At 63.9% G+C, this 20,820-nt stretch carries 14 protein-coding genes; 1 reads left to right on the forward strand and 13 read right to left on the reverse strand.

The window, feature by feature from the left end:
* Positions 1–52: 52 nt before the first annotated feature.
* The 13 genes from dnaJ to nth all read right to left on the reverse strand — a co-directional run bounded on the left by dnaJ (position 53) and on the right by nth (position 19,403).
* On the reverse strand, positions 53–1,228 hold the full coding sequence (gene dnaJ / locus AC1HIY_RS09605; protein WP_479576511.1) for a molecular chaperone DnaJ: 1,176 nt from the start codon (positions 1,226–1,228) through the stop codon (positions 53–55).
* 38 nt (positions 1,229–1,266) lie between these two features.
* Complete coding sequence (locus AC1HIY_RS09610; protein WP_479576512.1) at positions 1,267–1,911, reverse strand: nucleotide exchange factor GrpE; 645 nt, start codon at positions 1,909–1,911, stop codon at positions 1,267–1,269.
* Position 1,912: 1 nt separating this feature from the next.
* Positions 1,913–3,010 (reverse strand): heat-inducible transcriptional repressor HrcA, encoded by a 1,098-nt coding sequence (gene hrcA, locus AC1HIY_RS09615; protein WP_479576513.1) that lies wholly within the window; start codon positions 3,008–3,010, stop codon positions 1,913–1,915.
* 303 nt (positions 3,011–3,313) lie between these two features.
* Positions 3,314–4,633 carry a hypothetical protein gene (locus AC1HIY_RS09620; protein ID WP_479576514.1) on the reverse strand — a complete coding sequence of 440 codons (1,320 nt, stop codon included), beginning with the start codon at positions 4,631–4,633 and terminating at the stop codon, positions 3,314–3,316.
* A 228-nt stretch (positions 4,634–4,861) separates the two neighbouring features.
* Positions 4,862–5,329 carry a DUF2231 domain-containing protein gene (locus tag AC1HIY_RS09625; RefSeq protein WP_479576515.1) on the reverse strand — a complete coding sequence of 156 codons (468 nt, stop codon included), beginning with the start codon at positions 5,327–5,329 and terminating at the stop codon, positions 4,862–4,864.
* A 77-nt stretch (positions 5,330–5,406) separates the two neighbouring features.
* Positions 5,407–5,619, reverse strand: coding sequence for a DUF3565 domain-containing protein (locus AC1HIY_RS09630; protein WP_479576516.1), 213 nt, complete (start codon positions 5,617–5,619; stop codon positions 5,407–5,409).
* A gap of 73 nt (positions 5,620–5,692) precedes the next feature.
* Complete coding sequence (locus AC1HIY_RS09635) at positions 5,693–7,417, reverse strand: T9SS type A sorting domain-containing protein (RefSeq protein ID WP_479576517.1); 1,725 nt, start codon at positions 7,415–7,417, stop codon at positions 5,693–5,695.
* Between the two features lie 237 nt (positions 7,418–7,654).
* Complete coding sequence (locus tag AC1HIY_RS09640; RefSeq protein WP_479576518.1) at positions 7,655–10,342, reverse strand: T9SS type A sorting domain-containing protein; 2,688 nt, start codon at positions 10,340–10,342, stop codon at positions 7,655–7,657.
* 194 nt (positions 10,343–10,536) lie between these two features.
* The gene (locus AC1HIY_RS09645) at positions 10,537–12,768 is read right to left on the reverse strand and encodes a tetratricopeptide repeat protein (protein WP_479576519.1); all 2,232 of its coding nucleotides are present in this window, start codon (positions 12,766–12,768) and stop codon (positions 10,537–10,539) included.
* 62 nt (positions 12,769–12,830) lie between these two features.
* Entirely contained in the window at positions 12,831–13,919 is a 1,089-nt protein-coding gene (locus tag AC1HIY_RS09650) for a TIGR03032 family protein (RefSeq protein WP_479576520.1), read from the reverse strand.
* Between the two features lie 113 nt (positions 13,920–14,032).
* Complete coding sequence (locus AC1HIY_RS09655; protein WP_479576521.1) at positions 14,033–16,624, reverse strand: T9SS type A sorting domain-containing protein; 2,592 nt, start codon at positions 16,622–16,624, stop codon at positions 14,033–14,035.
* A gap of 268 nt (positions 16,625–16,892) precedes the next feature.
* Positions 16,893–18,515, reverse strand: a complete 1,623-nt coding sequence (gene gpmI, locus AC1HIY_RS09660) for a 2,3-bisphosphoglycerate-independent phosphoglycerate mutase (protein WP_479576600.1) — start codon at positions 18,513–18,515, stop codon at positions 16,893–16,895.
* Between the two features lie 42 nt (positions 18,516–18,557).
* Positions 18,558–19,403, reverse strand: coding sequence for an endonuclease III (nth, locus tag AC1HIY_RS09665; protein WP_479576522.1), 846 nt, complete (start codon positions 19,401–19,403; stop codon positions 18,558–18,560).
* A 213-nt stretch (positions 19,404–19,616) separates the two neighbouring features.
* Here nth and AC1HIY_RS09670 point away from each other — a divergent pair, with 213 nt between their 5' ends.
* Positions 19,617–20,819: an Lnb N-terminal periplasmic domain-containing protein gene (locus AC1HIY_RS09670; protein WP_479576523.1), complete on the forward strand. Its 1,203-nt coding sequence runs from the start codon at positions 19,617–19,619 to the stop codon at positions 20,817–20,819.
* Position 20,820 lies beyond the last annotated feature (1 nt).

Genomic DNA, 20,820 nt, shown 5'->3' on the forward strand with positions numbered 1-20,820 from the left:
CTCTCCAGAGAGGGCGTGCCGTATGGCGGTTGAGCGAAAAGTCGCCCGTTCGTCAACTGAATACGTCCTTGAATTTACTGAAAAACGAGCGCTTTTCTTGCTCGAGGGAGGGCTTGGGCTCGAAGGACGGGGACGTCCGGAGTTCCTCCATGATCTCCTTCTCTTCCTTCGTAAGTGCATCGGCGGCGGGCGTCCACACGTGGAGGCGCACCAACTGGTCGCCGCCGGTACCGCCGTGCAACTCGGGCAGCCCGCGGCCCCGCATGCGCAAGACCTTTCCGGACTGTACGCCGGGGTCGACCTGAAGCCGCGCGCGCCCCTTCAACGTCGGCACTTCGACTTCTGTGCCGAGGATGGCCTCCGGGATCGAGAGGTACAGGTCGTGATAAAGGTCGAGGCCTTCACGTTTGAAGTGCTCGTGCGGCACCTCTTCGATCTCCACGCGCAGATCGCCTGCAAGCCCGCCGCGCAGGCCGGCATTGCCCGCGCCACGGAGCGTCACCGAATGCCCTTCGAGCACCCCCGGCGGCACGTTGATCTGAATCGTCTCCTCTCCCTTGATGCGTCCCTCGCCGCCGCAGGCCTTGCACCGGTCGCGGATGATTTGCCCCTCCCCACGGCACGAGGGACACGGCTGCACATTGACGAACTGCCCGAAGACCGAGCGGGTCACGTGCCGGATCTCCCCGGCGCCGTGGCACGTCGCGCACGTAGTGTAGCCCTCAGCCCCATTCTCGGCCCCCGAGCCGGAACAGACCTCACAGACTACGTACTTTTTAACCTTGATCTTCTTTTCCGTCCCCTCGGCAATCTCTTCGTACGTCAGGGGCAACTTGATGCGAAGGTCGCTCCCCGGACGTCCCCGGCGATGGGCGCCGCCACGGGTGCGACGACCGCCGAAGACTTCGTCGAAGATGCTTCCACCGCTGAAGATGTCGTTGAAGGCGCTGAAGATGTCGTTGATGTCGTGAAAACCGGCGCCGCCGCCACCGTTCGCGCCCAGGCCGGCATGGCCGAAGCGATCGTATCGCTGACGCTTGTCCGGGTTTGAGAGCACCTCATAGGCTTCGGCAGCCTCTTTGAATTTGGCCTCGGCCTCATCGTCGTCCGGGTTGCGGTCCGGATGATACCGGAGCGCAAGTTTTCGGTAGGCGCGCTTGATCTCCTCGACCGTGGCCGTCCGTTCGACACCGAGTATTTCGTAATAATCCCGCATGGTAGTCTGCATATTCGAAAGATGGTCCGGGTGATCCGTTCTCGGCGCCCTCAGGCGGAGACGATCACCTTGGCGTGGCGAAGCATGCGATCTCCCATGCGGTAGCCTTTCTGGAGCTCCTGAAGCACGATGCCCGGCGGCGTTCCCTCCGGCGCAGGCTGCTGCATGACGGCTTCGTGCTGCTCCTCGTCGAAGGGCTGCCCGACCGCCTCTATGGGCTCCACGCCATGCTTCGCCAGCGCATCCTGGAACTTCTGGTAGACCAGTTCGACGCCTTTCTTGAGTGAAGCGTATGCTTCCCTGCGGTCCTCACCATGCTCCGCCTGTTCGGCGGCTCGCACAGAGCGCTCCAGATCGTCGAGCACGTCGAGCATGTCTCGAATGACCATGGCTTTGCCCATGTCGATGAGAATGCCCTTCTCCACTTCGGTGCGTCTCCGATAATTCTGGAACTCCGCCGTACGGCGCAGCAACTGCTCTTTCGTGTTTTCCAGTTCAGATCGCGCGCGTTCCAGTTCCGTGGTCACAGATTCTGCGGCTGCTTCCGTCATGCCCTCTTCATTTTTTTTGGCAGGTTCGCGGTCAGCAGAAGCCGCCTCGGGATCTACCGTGGTCTGGTTGTTTTCCGGTGTCATGTCTATGTTCGTAGTCTTGGTCGTGTTGGCAAAAAATCCTTTCGTTGGAGCCTTGCGCACACTAGGAGGCGGAAGAGAGCCGGCTCATGTGCCGCGCCACCTCTTCGACGAGTGCGACGACCCGCGCATAATCCATACGCGTCGGACCGATGACGCCGATCGTCCCCACCGTATCGCCGAATTTGTATCGGGCTTTCACGATGGAGTATCGTTCGACCGTATCCACTCCCACGTGCTCACACTTGTTCTCTTTCCCGATCCGAACACTGGCGCGCCCCACCTCCACATCGCCGTCCTGTTCCGGCTCTTCGAGGAGATAGAGCATCGTCTCGTCGTCTTCGATCAGTTCGATCAGGCTTTTGAGTTCGCCCGGTTCCTGAAACTCCGGTAATTCGATGATGTTGGGTGTGCCGCGATAAGCGACCTTCCGCTCCTCGGACACCTCGCTAAAGAGCGTCGAGGATTCGTTCAGGATCAGGCGAACGATGCCCGTACGGTCGTCGCCCAGATCCTGCACGCGGGGGACACACGTCTGTCGAATCTCTTCCAGCGTCAACCCTGCGAGGCGTTCGTTCAACAACGTCACGATCCGCACGAGTTCGTGACGGCTCAAGTCGACCTCGGACTCCATGTGGAAGATCAGCGTGCGGATAAGCCCGCCCCGCACACTCAGCACGAACATCACCCGCGAGCTCGAGAGGGGGACGACTTCGAGGCGATCGAGCACGCCGGTGGACAGACGCGGGCTCAGTACGACGCCGAGCAGATGCGTCAGTTCACCGAGCAGATCGGAACTGATCCGGAGCAGGTCGTCGGCCTCCCGGCGCACCGGCAGCAATTTCTTTCTCAGCGTATCGCGGATGTCCTCCGTCACCTGCACCGACTCCATCAGTTCATTGACGAACGTGCGATAGCCCAGGTCCGTCGGGACGCGCCCGGCAGAGGTATACGGGTGATCGAGATAGCCCTGCTCTTCGAGGTCGCTCATCGTATTGCGGATCGAAGCCGGACTCAGGCCGAGCGGATAGCGGCGCGACAAAAAGCGCGACCCCACCGGTCCGGCCGTGTGCACGAAGCTCTTTACCACGAGCCGGAGGATCTCCCGCTCGCGCTCGTTCAGTCGCCGCGATGCCTCATATGTATGCTTGCTCGTATGCACGTGCGCTCGTTAAGCAAAAGCCTTGCCGACTCCATGATTCCCGCCCGGGGTACGGCAATCCGGGAGAAAAAACGGTGAGCCTATGTCATCCTGACAGGCCCTTCACGGGCTGCTCCCGGCCCGGTCGCCGTTTCCCCTGTCCTCCAACCCGGCTTTGCTCCCGGGAGTTTCCTCGGAGCTCTCGCACATCGACCTATCCTTCCGGGATTTATCTCCAAAAAGAGAAGCGCGGCTTCCTTTGCAGAAAACCGCGCTTGCTTTTAACCCCGGGGACTCGCGGGAGGACCGATGGAAAGAACCCCGTCAGTTCACGCGCTCGATCTCCATCTCACGTTTGAGCCGGATTTGCGCGCCACTCTCCACGCGGAACGACCGATCCTCGGTGCGCTTGCGGGGCGAGCGCGCTACCGCCGCTCCCGAAGCACCTTCCGCCCGAAAGGAGATCCCCGCTCCGCCGACGACGGTGACGCCGTCGTAATCGTCTCCGTAAGCGGCGTCGCCGTAGTACTCGTTTTCCCGATCATAGACGCTCACGGCGTCCGTTCCATAGTCGTACAGCCAGGCACGGTCCTCGGGCAAAAGGCTGATCGGCACGTAGCCGTCGAAAGCGTTCGGCGCAAAGAGGCGGCTGTAAGCGACAGAGTAGACACGCTCGCTTCGGAAATCGAGCCGCCCGGCCTCGAACCCGTCCCTCCGGCTATAGGCATCGAGGACGTACCCTTCACGATGGTTCGTAGCGATCATCTCAAAACCGGCCCCGGCGTCGCCGACGATGAACACGTCGCGGTCGAAGTCGACAGCCCCCGAGCGGTAGACCGTGGCACGGATGTGTCCGAGCGCGTACGGGATATGATGCACCGAGCCGAGAAGACGCCCGTTCTCATACACTTCCACTGCCTCGATTTCGATATCGATCTCGGCATAATCACGGGTCGCATACCGCACCGAGTGACGATAGTACGTCTGTACGTCGATCCGGGAGGTGCGATGCTTCCGACCCCAGCCCACCTCCACGTACACTACCTGACGATAGCGGTACCGGGGTCGCCAGTGCCGATGATACCGATATTCCCACGGCCAGTGGAAATCCACGTAGAGGTTCGGACGTATCACCACGTTGGGCCGGTGCTTGTGCTTCGGTCGATAGACCGGGCGCGATCCAGGCGGTGCGACGCGGGAACGCTCCACGCGCCGGTCCTTGACGAGCACGCTCCTCCGTCCATGCTCGACGACTTCCGTCGAACGCCGACCCGGGCTCTCCTGCCGACGGCGCTCGGTGCGGCTCCGTCCCTCATGCGCCTGTTCCCGCGTCTGCTCCGGAACGCGCCGGCCGGACCTACCGGTTTCGCTCGGTCGTTCCCGGCGTTCCGGACGATCTGAGACCCGGGACCGGTCCCTGCCGGAACGCTGCCTGACACCACGCTCGGCCCGTCCCTCCGGGCGTTGCGCCGTCGTCACCTCACGGTCGATCTTCTTGCGTTCCACCCGGCTCTTTGCGCTCGAGGCGCCGCGCCCCCCGCGACCGGACTGAGCGAGCGCCCCCGGCGCGGAGATGCTCAAAACAAGGAGCGCCACAAACAGCGTCGTCCCGGTGCGCGTGAGTCTTCGTACGTAAGTTTTCATCGTCTCCTCCGTCTGATCGTGAGCGTTCGATATGGGTCCCCTCAGACGCCGGTCGGTTTCCCATACAAGGACGTGCCACGAATCGGAGCAGGGTACGCAATCCTCATTTTCCCGTCCGGAAATGCACTTTTCCCGCCGCGACGGCCTTCTTCGGCAGAAACGAACGTCCACTATGATATACATTCCTGGACGCTCGACGGACGTACGAACCCCGCTGCTCCGAAGGGCTTACCGGGCGACGCCCCACACCATAACGCCGCCGATGTGCGCCGTCCAGGCGATGAGGACTGCGCTGATCACCGCGAGGAGCCCGAGCCCGAACCGGATAAGCACCGGGTCGGGCTGGGGGCGGGTGATGGGACGGTAACGCTCCCACACCGTAAGCGCGACGATTCCCGCAAGGGTCAGACCGGTAAAAAGGAGCGTGTATAGCCCCATGTCCTCGTGAAGATGGACCAGTTCTTCGACGATGGGCGTGCCCTCCACCTGCTCTTCCATGGCTTCCCCGGTGAAATAGGCGAAGAGCGCGCCCGCCATCCCGGCGGCATACAACAGGAGGGCGCAACTGCGCCAGAAATGCGCCCCCCGAATCGTCCACACCACCATGCACGCCGCCCCGGTCAGGATAAGCGCCACGGGGAAATGGACGGCAATGGGGTGCCAGACGGGGATTTCGTATTGCAGAACCTTTTCCATGTCGCGTGGTGGGATATTGACTCGAATGGAGCGTAGGGCTCGTCAGGCGCCCCTTGGGACGGAGCGCATGCCCTTCTTCAGTCGCATACACCGCCCGTCTGCTCTTCTTCGCAGATTTTGCACCGAAGTTGTCGCCCGAGGTGCTCCCGGCGGCTCTCCTCCTTCACGACCCAGGGGCGCTCGATCCAGGGCGGGTTGTGCCGAACGTGCTGCTGATGCCCGCACGAGAGTTCGGCGACCCAGTCGCCCTCTTCATCCTGATGAAAGCCTACGATGGCGCGTTTCGTCACAGGTCTCTTCTCCCTCAAAAAAGAAGGGGCCGCAGCCAACGCCGCAACCCCTTCTCTCTCCGAGTATCATGCATTATTTGAGCAGTGTCACCGTTCGCTCGGCGGTGAACGTGGCGCCTTTCACCTGAAGCACGTAGACCCCGCTGGCGAGGTTCGAGCCGTCGATGGTGAAGGTCTGTTGCGTATCGGCTTCGAGCCTACCCTGGTGCACGAGTGAAACGAGGCGCCCCTGCACGTCATAAAGCCCGATGGTCACCTCCTGTGCCTGCGCAACGGCGAGCGTGAGGGACGCGCGGGGATTGAACGGGTTCGGATATACTTCCGAGAGTTGATACGTCCCGGGCGTCTCGACGGTGACCTCGACCTCGGGCGAGAACGCGAACGTGCCGTCGAAGTCGAGTTGTTTGAGACGGAACACATGCCGGCCCGGCGCAAGGCGCTCGGTGCGGAACTCGTACGAACGCGCTTCGGTCGTCGTGCCGGCTCCGTTGACGAACCCGAGCGCTTCGAAGACCTCGCCTCGTTTCATCTGAACTTCGAAGCCCGCATTGTTGCTCTCCGAACTGGTCTGCCACTTCAAGAGCGCCTCACGGCCGTCGAGGGCGACCTCGAACGCGGAGAGTTCAACGGGGAGGTTGACATCATTCGTGGCGCCGGGCGTCGGGGCCGTCGGGCGGATCTCCGGAGCGCCGTCGGGCAGGCGCTGGTTCGAGTCGGTATCCTTCGCGCCAAACTCATCCTCGTTGTATTGCATCGTCAAGCCGAGCGCCGCGAGCAGGCCCGCGTCGTCCGAGTCATTGGTGTCATAGGCGATGGCGTCGAGGAGGTTCGTCGTGGTGGGCGCGGTGCCGCTTGGGAAATCCGTCGCATTGCCCACGTAGAGGGCCACCGCATCGGCTCCGTTCTGGATCAGGTTCGTGGTCCCGGCCCCCTCTTCGAGGTCGCAGTTGGCCACGTTGAGCGCGTCGCCGCAGTACACGAAGAAACCGTTGGCGTCGGTCGTCTGCCCGTCGAGGTCGACGGCGTTGTACGAAAGGTCCGTCGCGCCGTTGAAGAAGACGAGCACGAGGCCGTCGAGCATTGTGTTGCCCGCACCGCCGTCGTACAGTTCGACGAATTCGGCGTTGTCGGTGCCCGTCTGATCGGCGTCGACCTCGTTGATCATCACGGCAGAGGTGAGCGCCGTCACGTTGTCCATCCCCAGCGTGGCGGCAATGGCCGGCTCGATGCTGGGAGGAAAGCCGTTCGGGCTGTGATAGATCCAGAGTTTATCCACGGAGGCCATGACGGTGGCATAATTACACGTCCCGAAAACATTCATCACGTTCGAAGCTTCAAAGGGGAACGTGACCGTCGTCCAGCCGCTTCCGGCAGGCAACTTGACGGCCTTGGCCGAATAACAGCCCGGATCGGTGGCGCCGGGGCCCGTCGTGGCCAAAATGCGAAGCTCAAGATCGTTCGAGCCGAGATTGTTCAGATGCACGCGAAAGGCTGTGACCCCGGCCGTGACATAATCCCCGACCCACTGAGCGGTATTGAACATCGTCATTTTCGACCCGGCGCCGCTCGTCCCGGTCGAAGTATATTCAACATAGGCATCGCCGGCGCCGAGGGGTCCGCCGTCGGGAATGTTGGTGGGTGGGGTTGGCGCGCCGGACGAACCAACCTGCCAGCCTTGCGTGGTTCCGTCCTCGAAGTCGTCGACCTGTCCCGCCGTGATGGCCCACAACGTCCCGAAGGTGACGAGCACGAGCAAAACGGCGAGAAGGGGCAACACAGTCGTAGTCTTGATTCTCATAAGGGGATCCTCTTTAGCATGGGCAACCGGGAGCGACGTCTCTCAAAATACGGAGATTGATCAAACCAATCTATTAAATCTATTCGCCAGGTTCCATGCTCTCTCCGGACAGGAATAGGGCCCTGTGATGAAAACCACGCACAGACCGGCTTCTCCTTCCCGTGAACAGCGCCAGTCCCCAACCGTTATGAACGTCCCCTTTGTGAGCCTTGAGAAGAGATCCCCGGTTCGCCGCCCTCACTTGACGAGCATCATCGTCCGCGTCTCGGCGAAAGCGCCGGCTTCGATCCGGTAGAAATACAGCCCGCTCGGAAGCGCCCCGGCGTCGAACGTCGCCGTATGTTCGCCGGCCGGACGGTCGCCGTCCACGAGGACGCGGATCTCCCGACCCAGGGCGTCGAAGACCGTGAGGCGGACCGGCCCGCCTTCGGGAAGCGCATAAACGATCCGGGTCGCGGGATTGAAGGGATTGGGATAATTCTGCCCGAGCCCGTACTCATCCGGGACACTCACCGCCCCTTCGACGGACCCGCGCAGGGAAGCCTCGCCGACCATGCGAGGCGTCGGACCGGCGGTGAAGGTCTCGTTCCGGAAATAGAGCAGTTGACCCGAGGTCAGCCCCTTGCCAAACGACTGTCCCGCGCCCGAAATCACGTCCACGTCCCCGTCGCCGTCGAGATCGACGAGGGCCGGAGCGCTGTACCAGCCCACGTCGACGAAAGCGAGCGGATGATCCGGACCGGTGCGCTCGACGAATACCGGATCCACGACGCTCCCCGTGTTCTCATAATAGAGGATCTCGCCGAACGACTCCCCGAGAAGGACGTCGAAGTCCCCGTCGAAGTCGAGATCGACGAAGGACGGACGGAGGTGATAGGAACGACAAATGTTGAGGGGGTTGCCCGTGCCGAAACGCTGCACGAAAGCCGGATCGACGACGCTGCCGGTATTTTCAAAAAAGTGGACGAATCCATAACACCCGAATCCTCCCACGTCTTCTCCGCCGCCCACGAACGCATCGAAATCCCCGTCGCCGTCGATGTCCACGAAGGCCGGCTCGGGGCGGTCGGAAATCGTCAGCCCGTCAAACGGGTTATCGCTCCCCGAACGCTCGACGAAAGCGGGACTGGCGCCGTCGCCGGTATTTTCGAAGAAGTGCATTTCCGCGCCTGCGAATCCCCCGGCCACGTCCGAACCCGCAAACAGGTCCCGGTCGCCGTCCGCATCGAGGTCCACGAAATCGAAGGCGCTGTAGGCCCCCACGTCCACACCGTCGAGAGGGTTGCCCGATCCGGTGACCTCCACGAAGGCGGGGGTATTCACGTCCCCGGTGTTTTCGAAGAAATTCACCACGCCGTCGCTCTCCCCGACAAAAGCGTCGAAATCCCCGTCGCCGTCGATGTCCACGAAGGCGGGATCGCTGTTGTCACCGACGTCCACGCCATCGAAGGGATTGCCCGAGCCGGTGACCTCGACGAAGGTAATCTCGCTCGACCCGGAGAGCTTGACGAAGGAGAACGTCTCCGTAGTGGTGACGAGGTCGGGGTACGCGCCCACGATCACCGTGTAATCATAGGAGCCGGGCGCCAACCCGGCCGGAGCAATCTGCGTCACGCCCTTCCTTTCGAAACCGCCGGCTTCCACGGTAAAGGGAAGGGGGCCCTTCACCACGACCGTCGCGCCGTCGGGCCGGGTGACGAGCGCCCAGAAATCGAGGGTGATCGGCGCATCGGTCAGGTTCGACACCTCGAAGCGGTACTGAAACGTGCCTCCTTCCGGCGGTATCTCGATGTTCTCGTTTCTGAGAAAAAGGTCGAGCGCCACCTCCTGCCCGTTGCGATAGAAACGCACGCCTGTGAAATCATTGGCAAAGAAATCGGGATCCGCATCGCCGTCGATGTCGGTGAACGCCGGGATGAACGAACCGACGGGGCCGTGATTGACGAGCGCGAGCGGGTTATCCGAACCGGTACGCTCCACAAACGCCGCCGAGCCGACGTCGCCGGTGTTCTCGAAATATTGGACGGTCCCGAGGAGTTCTCCCACGAAGAGGTCCACGTCGCCGTCCTCGTCGATGTCCGAGAAGACCGGAGCGGCTTCGAAGCCCACGTCAATGAAGCTCACCACGTTGTCGGAGCCGAACTGCTTTTCGAACGCCGGATCGGTGACCGTGCCCGTGTTCTTCAGGAAATCGACCTTTCCGTCGCCACGTCCGATGAAGACGTCCGGGTCGCCGTCGGCATCGATATCCACGAACTCGGGGACGCTGTCGTCCCCCACATCGATGCCGTCGAGCGGGTTATCCGAACCGGTACGCTCCACAAACGCCGCCGAGACGACGTCGCCGGTGTTCTCGAAGTAATAAAGTGTTCCGTCATACCCTCCCACGAAGAGGTCTTTATCACCGTCGCCGTCGACGTCGACGAAGGACGGCGTGCTGCCGCCGAGGAACGGATTGCCGATGTTGATGAAGTCGAAAGGATTGTCGGAGCCGGTACGCTCGACGAAAAGCGGCAACACGGACGAACCCGTATTTTCATAGTACGACACCTTCCCGATGTTATCTCCCGACACGAAATCGGGATCGCCATCGGCATCGAGATCGACGAACGAGGGGGTTGCCGTGTCCATGACCGGATGAAGCGGGTTCGCCGGCCCGGTCTCTTCGACGAAGCCGCTCTCCCCACCGGCGGCTCCGAGCGCCGGCGCCCCGCTGTGCCACGGCGGCGCCTGTCGGAACCACGGGACACGCGTCGAAGGCCGCATCCACTCCGGACGTTCACCGGCAGGATTGCCCGACGGCGCTTTTTCCGCCGGCGCGGCCGCGTGGTGGATCGAGCCGAGACAAAGGCTTCCCCAGATCAAGCCCGATTTGAACATCGAGGGAAAAGACGTACGGCCGCTCTCGTCCTTCAGCGTATTCATGGCATCCTCCGTTGGAATCTGACACGGTGGCCGCCGTCCCGAAATGCACCGGCGGAGTGATCCGATGACGAGTAATGATATGATTTTTAATTATAACCTCATACCGCACAATAAGCAATCGCGTGAAGCATCGGTGATCCATCGCTCCGAGGACGAAGACCGTCGGGAACGCGGGACCGAAAAGAACGCCCGGCTCATGAAGCCGCCACTTCGACGTCCCTCGGCCCGACGCCGGTGACGTAATCTTCCCACATCCGCCGGTACGCAGCTTCGAGGTGGTGGACGAAGCGGGCCGTGTCGAAGAGGGGCGCCGTGGACCGGCGCTCGGCGAGTTTGCGGCGGAGAGTGGCGAGCGCGGCGGGATCGGCGGCGAGCGCGACGGCGCGCTCCTCGTATTCGGCTTCCGTGGCGCACACGGTTTCGGGCAGGCCGGCGGCTCGACACAGGCTCCCTCCCATCCGGCTGAAAAACGTCTGCCCCGGCGTTGTGAGCACGGGCAACCCGGCCCACAGCGCACCGACGGCCGTAGCCCCGGCATTGTACGCAAACGTGTCGAGGAAAAGGTCGGCGAGGCGGTACCGGGCGAGGTATTCATCCACGGGGAGTTTTCCTGCGAAGATGAGCCTACCGGGGTCGATGCCGCGCGCCTCGGCTTCACGGCGAAGGTTCGCCTCGGTCGTCGCGTTCCCGCTCGCATAGAGCCACAGCGCCGCCTCGGGCACGCGCCGGAGGATGCGCATCCACACGTCGAAACACGCGGGATCGAGCTTGTGGAGGCTGTTGAAGCAACAGAAGACGAACGCCTCCTCGGGCACGCCGAAGGCCGCGCGCGACAGCGGCTTTTCGGAGACCGGCAGCGGCGAAGCGACGGCGAACGTCTCCGGCAAATAGACGAGCGCCTCGTCGTATTCCGCCGCCATCGCATCGGTGACGGCAAAACGGTCGGCGATCATGTACGGGAGGAAGTTCGCACCCATCGTGTCGAGGTAGCCGAGATAATGCGCCTGCACGGGGGCGGGACGGAGCGCAAAGACGGGGGTGCGTGAATACGTGGTGTACCCCGCCAGATCGATGAGCACGTGGATGCCGTCGGCGTGGATGCGTCGGGCCGTCTGCGCGTACGAGAGCCGCGAACAGTCCGCATACGTATCGACGCCCGCCCGGACGGCCCGGTTGAACTCGTCGTCGACGTGGACGAGCGCATAGGCGTACACCTCGAAGGCGTCGCGGTCGTGATGCTCGAACATCCGGTGCGTGAGCGTGCCGACGGCGTGCCGCCGAAAGTCGGGCGAGACGTATCCGATACGGAGGCGTTCGGGCCGTTCACGGGTGTGGACGAAGGCGCATTGTTTCCGGAGTTCCGCCGTATGCCGCTCGATGAGCCTCGCCTGATGCCGCGCCACCGCCCTCCGAAGCGCTGTCGGAACGGCGTAAACGTTCAGGGTGAGCGGCGGCAGTCCCACCCGGTCGTTCTCCCGGAGGTGCGCCTCGGTGCTTCGTATCAGCGTCTGAACGCGCGCATCGTAGTCGTGCCAGTCACAAAGCTTGCGACGAAGGTAACCGAGGTGAAAAACGACCTGCCCGCCGAAGTCGGGATTGCGCGCGAGCGCCCGCTCATAGGACGCGGCGGCCTCATCGAGCCGGTTCTGTCCTTCGTAGAGTTGCCCGAGGTTGAAGTGCGCCTCCGCCGAGTCGGGGCGGAGCGCAAGCGACCTCCGGAGCGCCGCGATGGCGGCGTCGACCTCTCCGCGGAGTTGAAGCACGGCTCCGAGGTTGTTGTACGCGCCCGCCAGGCTCGGGTCGAGGCGGATCGCCGCGCGGAAGCACGCGATGGCTTCGTCATGGCGGCCCAGGAGACGGAGCAGGTTGCCCCGCTCGAAGGGAAGGACCGCCGCTTCCGGATGACGGCGAAGGGCGCCCCGGAAGAGCGCGTCTGCTTCGCCGAAGCGTCCGAGGTCCTGCAGGAGCCCGGCGAGCGCGAGCACGGCGTCGAGATAGTCGGGGCGAACGCGGAGGGCGTCTCGAAGCAACCGCTCCGCCTCCCGGTAGGCCCCCGACCGCCGGTAGAGGTTGCCGAGGTTGTACGACGCGCCGGCATAGTCCGGCTTGAGGCGGAGCGCCTCCCGGTAGGCGGCCTCGGCCTCCTCCAGCCGATCGAGCGCGGCGAGGGCATTCCCCAGATTGTTGTGGTACGACGCCGCGCCGGGCTTTCGGCGGATAGCCTCCCGGATGAGCGCGACCGCCTCTTCATGCGCCCCCTCCTGATGCGCGATCACCCCGAGCAAATGGGTGGAGCCGGGATGCCCGGGCACAAAGGCCAGGATCTGACGATACGCCGCTTTCGCCTGCTCCAACCGTCCCGCCCGGTGATGCGCCCGAGCTCTTTCGAACCATTGGGAGAGTTGTTCCGGAGTGACGCGGCTCATGGGATCATGCGAGGGCGGAGAGACAGAGCGGGCGGATCCGCGCGACTTGAGGCGACGAAGGGTTATGCGGGTCGGCGAGCCGACGGGCCAGGCATGCCTTCCTGCTCACGCGCCCAGTACCCGCCGTGCGGCGTCGAAAGCGCCTGTCGGTGCACGTCGCTCTCGAGACCGAGAATGCCGGGCTTTCGGATGCCGGGAAGTACCTGCACGTCGTAAATTTCCTCGCATGAGGCATGGTACCGCAAGGCGCCGGCCACGCGGCCCGAGGGAAGGTGAACGAGCACGATGCCCGCGTAATGTTCCTTATCGGTGAGCGGAAGATCTCCGAACAGATGCTTCTTTCGGATGCGCGAGTGCGCCACGAAGAGGTAGTCCCCATGACGGGCCAGGCCACGGGCGAAGCCCGGCACCCGAGTGACGACCTCGTACGTGCCCGCTTCCGGGTCGGCCACACACAGCGCCCCGTCCGCCGAGGTGACGAAATAGAGCGCGTCGTCGAAGACCCGGGGCGAATGCGGCATCGAAAGCCCCTCCAGGACGATCTCCCCGGTGGGCACGTGCACGAGCACGCCGCCGTGGAGCCGGTCCTCTCCCCAGCCCTTCCGCGTGTCGGTCTGTCCGAGCGCCGTCGCATAGACGGGCTCGCCGCCGACGAGCGCCATGCCGTTGAGATGACACCGGTCCTCGGGCGCGTAAGCCGAGACGAACGGCGGCCGCCAGACGGGCCGAAAGCTGTACCGGTCGTCGATGCGGCAGATCGAGGAGAAGAGCGTGTTCACCGCCCACAACCCCCCTTTCCCGAACGCCAGATCATGAAGGTCGACCTCGCCCGTGTAGTAGGAGGCGCGCGGCACGAAGAGACTCTCGTAATGGCCGGGCTTGTTCGGATATCCGCCCGCGAGCGATGGCGCGTTTTCGAGAACGACGACCTCATATTGCGTCGCCACCGCGATGCGCGGACCCTCCACGGCCAGACCCATCGGCTTTTTGAAGTTACGGGCCAGTTGCGTGAGGCTCTCCCCGTTCGGGCTCAGGAGAATGACCTTGCCCGCCTGATACGTGCTCAACACGAGGGAGCAATCGAGAAGAGCGAGGATGTCAGGTACTTCGCGGGTGAAGGTACAGGTGAAGGGTGCCAGCGCCTGCTTCATGTCGGATGGGTCTGTGGGGATCGGCGGGTGAATGTTCCGGGGTCACGATACCAGGAGCAACGGGTTCCGCCCACCCGGGCATGCTCGAGCGGCGCGAATCCGGCGCGAGGCCTTCACTTTACGAGCATCATCGTCCGTGTCTTGACGAAATCCCCCGCCTCGATTCGGTAAAGGTACAGCCCGCTCGGGAGGTCGTCCGCGCGCCAGGAGACGGCATGCGCTCCGGCGGATGCCACGCGATCGAGGAGCACCGCCACCTCGCGCCCCTGAAGGTCATAGACCACGAGCCGCACGTGTCGCGTCTCCGGCAGATTATAGGTGATCTCCGTGGCAGGATGGAACGGGTTGGGGAAATTTTGCCCGAGACTGAACCGATCCGGCAGCGCCGCCCCCTCGTCCTCCGTCCCCACGACGAAGGCCTCTTCCCCGAGGAGGTCCCAGTCGTTCACCACGTTCGGGCCGGGGGCCGCGCCGGCCTGTTTGGTGAACGTGAAGCTATCCGTGGCATCGACCGTGACGGGGAAATCTCCGACGTTGGCGGTGTACAGGTATTCGCCCGAAGGTGCGCCACCGGGCACGTTCTGCGAAAGCGTGCGGGTGATCGTCTCGCCCGCACTGAGCGTGAGCGTCACCGGCCCGCGCGTCAGGTTGATCCCGGCGTCGCTCTTCGTGAGCAGGAGCCACAGATCCACCGTCACGGGATCCTGTGTCGTGTTCGTGACGGTGACGTCGAAATTGAATTGCCCGCCCCCCGGTGGGATGACGATGGGCGGGTTCACCGGAGCCAGCGTCACCGGCACGTCGGCGGTCGTTTCGTGGAGGAAATACAGGAGCGTCCCGTTCTCCGCCCCGGTGAAAACATCGAGGTCGCCATCGCCGTCGAGGTCGCCGAAGGCAGGCGCGCTCTCGACGCCGACGTCGACGAAGGCGAGCGGGTTGGCGAGCGCGTCATGCATGAGGAAGGCCGGATTCGCCACGCTTCCGGTGTTCTCGAAGCACACGATCGTGCCGTCCTCCGCGCCCACGAAAACATCCACATCGCCGTCGCCGTCGAGGTCCTCGGCGACGGGTTTGTTCAGCGCCGCCACCGAAGCGAGACCGAACGGGTTCGTCACCGGCGCGGCGCACGAAGGATTCGCGGCATCCCCCGTGTTCTCGAAATAGAGCAGGCTCCCATCGGCCACCCCCACGAAGACGTCGAAGTCTCCGTCGCCGTCCATGTCGGCGAAGGTCGGAGCCGTGTTGGCGACGCCGCTCGGGGCGCATCCGAAGGGGTTGATCTGACGAGGGCCGAACGCGGGGGCCGAGACGGTCCCGGTATTTTCGTAGAAGAAGAGGCGTCCCAGCCTCTCGCCGAAGAACGCATCGAGGTCGCCGTCGCCGTCGAAGTCGACGAAGGCGGGAGTGGTGTCGAAGCCGAGCGAGGCGAGACCGAATGGGTTCGTGGAACCGTCGGCAAAGGCCGGGGCGGCCGCCGTCCCGGTGTTCTCATAGAAAAAGACGGCGCCGCTCACCCCGATGGCAGGCCCGGCCTCCCCGACGAAAGCGTCAAGGTCGCCGTCGCCGTCGAGGTCGACGAGCGCGGGCGCGCTCCGCGTCCCGACGTCCACGAGGCCGAGCGGGTTCGGCGTGGCAAACGCAAAGGCGGGATTCGCCGCGTCTCCGGTGTTCTCGAAATATTTCGCCAGGCCATTGCTCTCCCCGACGAAGGCGTCGAGGTCGCCGTCGCCGTCGAGGTCCACCAGCGCGGGCGCGCTCCGGTCGCCGGCGTCCTCGAGCCCGAAAGCGCCCGCGACGAGGCTGCCGAAGCTTGGGCCGGCCGCCGTGCCCGTGTTCTCCGCATGAAAAACTTCCCCGCCCAGCCCTCCGGCAACGAGGTCGAAGTCGCCGTCGCCGTCGAGGTCGGCGAGCGTCGGTGCGCTGTAAAAATCGGTGTCGAGACCGTCGAAGGGGTTGAGCGCGCCGGTGCGTTCGGTGAACGACGGCGCGCCCGCCGACCCGACGTTCTCGAAGTAATTGAAGACGCCGTACCCCTCCCCGATGATCGCGTCGAGGTCGCCGTCATCGTCGAGGTCGACGAAGGCGGGGACGGCGGTGAACCCCTGCGTGTTGGCCAGGCCGAAGGGGTTTGTAAGCGGAGGCGCGAAGGACGGTGCGCCCGCCGACCCGATGTTTTCGAAATACTTAGTGTCGCCGTCGCCGTTGCCCACGAAGGCGTCGAGGTCGCCGTCATTGTCGAGGTCGGCGAAGGACGGGGCGGCGGCATCGCCCACGTTCGAGAGGCCGAAGGGGTTGACCTGTGCGGCGGCGAAAGCCGGCGCGGCGACGCCGCCCGTATTCTCGAAGTAATGCACGTCACCGGCCTTCTCCCCGATCACGACGTCGAGGTCGCCGTCGCCGTCGAGGTCGGCGGCGTGGGGGATGGAGCGCTCGCCGACGTCCGAGAGGCCAAAGACGTTGTTCTGATCGAGAAAGGCCGGGACGCCGAGCAACGCGCGGGCGGCGGCCGCCTTCGGCCACGGCGCGGGACGACGAAACCAGGGCTCCGGGACGGGCGCGTCGGGCGCGGGGGAGACGGCCGCCTGAGCGGGGAAGACGCCCAGGCACATACTGCCTAAAGCGAGCGCGGCTCCGGAACGCCGGAGGGCGCGGGCGGACGGATGCGAGGGGGACACACCGGAACGACCCGAGGAATGCTTATTCATAATCATGCGGTGGCAACGAGCCATCTCGTGGTGGAGAAAAAATCCCCACTGCGCGTCCTTCGGACGCAGAGGATACCGTCATGGAAACCGGGGCGGGGGTCCTCATACCATACCCTCCCTCACACATCGAACATAGATGCGCGAACCCGGCTCGAAAAGGATCAATAAAGAGGCGCGTACGTGTGGCTGATTCTTTTCCGTTCGGGAAGATAATGATTTTGGAGCAGTTCCGGAACAAGCGCTCCCCGATTGCCCTTCCGGGCGTCGTTCAAACGCGCGCCGGGGTCTCTCGGAGTACGACGAGGACGTTTCCCGTCATCTCCTCGGGGATGGGCTCGTCGAGGAGCGCGAGGATCGTCGGAGCCACGTCGGCGAGCTTGCCGTCCTTCACCGGTCCGTCGAAGCCTTCTTTGATGATGAGGTGAGGCACGAGCGCGGTGGTGTGCGCCGTGTTCGGCGTGCCGTCGGGGTTGCGCATCTTGTCCGCGTTGCCGTGGTCGGCCAGAAGGTTGACGCTGTATCCGTGCGCCAGCGCCGCCTCGACGACCACCTTCGCGCAGGCATCGACCGTCTCGACGGCCTTCACCGCCGCCTCGAAGACGCCCGTATGTCCCACCATGTCGGGGTTGGCGAAGTTGAGCACGACGAGGTTGTAGACCTCTTTCGCCAGCGCTTCGGCCACACGCTCGGCCAGTTCCGGAGCGCTCATTTCGGGCTGAAGGTCATAGGTGGCCACCCTCGGCGAGGGCACGAGGATGCGGTCCTCACCGGGGAAGGGCTCTTCGCGTCCACCGCTGAAAAAGTACGTGACGTGCGGGTATTTCTCCGTCTCGGCGGCCCGGAGCTGCCGTCCGCCCCGTTGCGAGATTACTTCGCCGAGCGTGTTCTTCAGGATGAGTTTCGGAAAGGCCACCGGGAGGTTGAAATCCTCCTCATACTTCGTAAAGGTCACATACCGGAGGTTTTTAAACTCGACTACGGGGAACGGCGCCTTCTCCTTATCGTCGGGAGAGATGCCGCGCCGGGCATTGTCGGCCCGCACCCAGGCCTCGAAGTCTTTCTGAATGAATGCGCGGGTGAGTTGCCGGGCCCTGTCCGCCCGAAAGTTGAAGAAGATGACGGCGTCGTCGTCGCGCACGCGCGTGCCGCGGCGATCGTCCGGATAGTCGATGCGGCGGGGCAGGATGAACTCATCGGTGACGCCCTCGTCATAGCTCGACTGAACGGCGGCGACGGGGTCGGTGAACGCCTCGCCCTCGCCGTGCACGATGAGGTCATAGGCGAGTTTGGTGCGCTGCCACCGGTGGTCGCGGTCCATGGCATAGTACCGCCCGATGATGGATGCGATGCGCCCCGTGCCGATCTCTTCGGCCTTTTCGAGAAACTGCCGGACGTAGTCGATGCCGCCGTGCGGGTCGGTGTCCCGCCCGTCCATGAAGGCGTGGAGGCAGACCTGATCCTTCGCGAGCCCCTCGCGCCGGGTCAGTTCGAGAAGCGCGAAGACGTGGTTGATGTGTGAGTGCACGCCGCCGTCGGAGAGCAGCCCGAAGAGGTGCAGTCGGGTGTCGTGCGCTTTCGCGTGGCGGGCGGCGGAGCGAAGCACCTCGTTCTCGAAGAAGTCGCCGTCTTCGATGGCCTTGTCGATGCGGGTGATGTCCTGATACACGATGCGCCCGGCGCCGAGGTTCATATGCCCCACTTCGGAGTTGCCCATCTGCCCATCCGGCAGCCCCACGGCCCTCCCGGACGCCCGAAGCGTGGCGTGGGGATAGCGGGCAAAGAGCGCGTCGAGAAAAGGCTTTCGGGCCTGATCGACTGCGCTGACGGACGGGTCCTCGGCGATGCCGTATCCGTCGAGGATGACCAGGAGGTGTCGTTTGCGTGGATCCATCGTCTTCTGCGCTCCGGCCATGGTCATCACGGTGAACCCCGTTCAAACGCGATAATCCTTGACCTTTTTCGTGGTCTGTCCAGTTTTCGTATCAAAAACGTTCATCGAGCCGCAATGCGGGCAGGCGATCTGTTCGACGCCGTACCGGTCGGTTCGGTGCGCGGGCGTGTCGAAATAACGGCCGCAGGTTTTGCAATAGTACGCTCCGCGCTTCGGGTCGAGGTCCGTCATCGGCGGGGGGAGGCGTTGCACCCGTGCGAAATACTTGCAGACCGGGCGGACCGGGCATCGTTCGCACTTCGGATGGCGGGCCGTGCAGGTGTACCTCCCGTGAAGGATGAGCAGATGATGCGCCTCTCCCCATTGCTCGCGCGGGATGATCCGCTTGAGTTGACGTTCGACTTTCAGCGGCGTATCGGCGTCTTCCGTGACGAGTCCGATCCGGTTTGCGACCCGAAAGACGTGGGTGTCCACCGGCAGCGCCTCCCGGCTGTCGAAGGCGACCGAGGCCACCACCTGCGCGGTCTTCCGCCCCACGCCGGGCAGGCGTTGCAGCTCCTTGATCGTGCGCGGGATCTCCCCTCCAAACTCGTCGCGCACCATACGCGCCATCGCGACGAGGTGCTTCGCCTTGTTGTTCGGGTACGAGACCGACCGGATGAGGGGATAGACCTGCTCGGGCGTCGCCTCGGCCAGCGCTTCGATGGTGGGAAAGGCCTCGAAGAACGCAGGCGTCACCTTGTTCACGCGCTCGTCGGTGCACTGCGCCGAGAGGATGACGGCCACGAGCAGCTGATAAACGTCCTCGTAACGGAGCTCCGTCTCCGGCTTCGGGATAACCTTTCGGAGCGCTTCGAGGGTGAAGCGCGCTCGTTCTCTTCGGTTCACGGCTTCTCCATGCGCGGTTGCGTGCGACAAAAACATCCCGGATCGCGGACGCTCGAAAAGCTAGGAAGCGGCGCTCAAAGAAAAACGTCCCGCTCTTGAAATTCGCGTTCATTGCGACGGTCCATCCCTCCGGCTCGTTCCGTCGTCGGCAACGAAGCGACACAACGCGCGTAAAGGGGAGCATCGTCCTTTTTCCGCTACCACCGCGCCCGCATGCACCGCCTGCTCATCCTCGCCTTCGTCCTCGCGCTCGCCTCCCCCGCCCGGGCCCAGCTTCCGGACTCGCTCTCCCAACGCGCCGCGATTTCACTTCTGACCATCCTCCCCGGCGACGCCCTCTATTCGGCCTTCGGGCACAGCGCGCTCCGCGTCTCCGACCCCCTCACGGGCTTCGACGCCGTCTTCAATTATGGCACGTTCGATTTCGAGGATCCCTTTTTCATCCCCAAATTCATCTATGGGAAACTCGACTACTTCCTTTCCGTGACCCCCTTTCGGTACACGATCCGGGCCAGTGAAATCCAGCGCCGATCGGTCATCGAGCAGACGCTGGATCTGAGCCCGAGGCAGGCGGAAGCCGTCTACCAGTTCCTTCGCTTCAATGCCCAGCCCGAGCATCGGGGCTATCGGTACGACTTCCTCTTCGACAACTGCTCCACCCGTCCCCGGGACGTGCTTGAAAAAACCCTCGGAGAGGCACTCCGGTTTGCCCCGAAGCCCAACCCCCACAAGAGCTTCCGCACCCTGCTCGATCCGTACGTCGCCGACCGCCCGTGGCTCGACTTCGGCTTCGACCTCATCCTCGGCGCACCGACGGACCGCATCGCCACCCCGCACGAAGTGATGTTCCTGCCCGAGTACCTCATGGAAGCGTTCGACTACGCCTCCGTGTCACGGGACGGCTCGGTGCGGGACCTCGTGGCGCACAAGGACACCCTGCTCTGGATCGAAGGGCGAGCGCCCGGGCAAGCCGCCCCGCCCTGGCCGCTCCTCCTCTTCAGCGGGCTCTTGCTCGTCGGGCTCGTGCGTACGGGGATGTCTCTTCGCAGGGGTGTGCTCCCCGCGAGCCCCTCGCGTACGGACCTCTTGCTCTTCTCCGTTGCCGGTTTCGTGGGGCTGTTCCTCCTGTTCATGTGGCTCGGCACCGAGCACCACGTCACGAAGTGGAACTGGAACGTGCTCTGGCTGCTCCCCACGCACGGGGCAGCGGCTTATGCGCTGTGGCGGAATGCGCGGGTTCGGTGGCTCCGGCTTTATTTCCGAGCCGGGGTCGTGCTCCCACTCATCACGTTCGGCGGGTACTTCGTCGCCTGGCCGCAGGCGTTTCATCCCGCCGCGCTCCCGCTGATGTTGCTCCTGGCCCTCCGCGCCGGATGGATCGCCCGGCAGCTCCGTACGGAACGCGCAGCCGCCTGAG

It is taken from the genome of Rhodocaloribacter sp., from assembly GCF_056451265.1.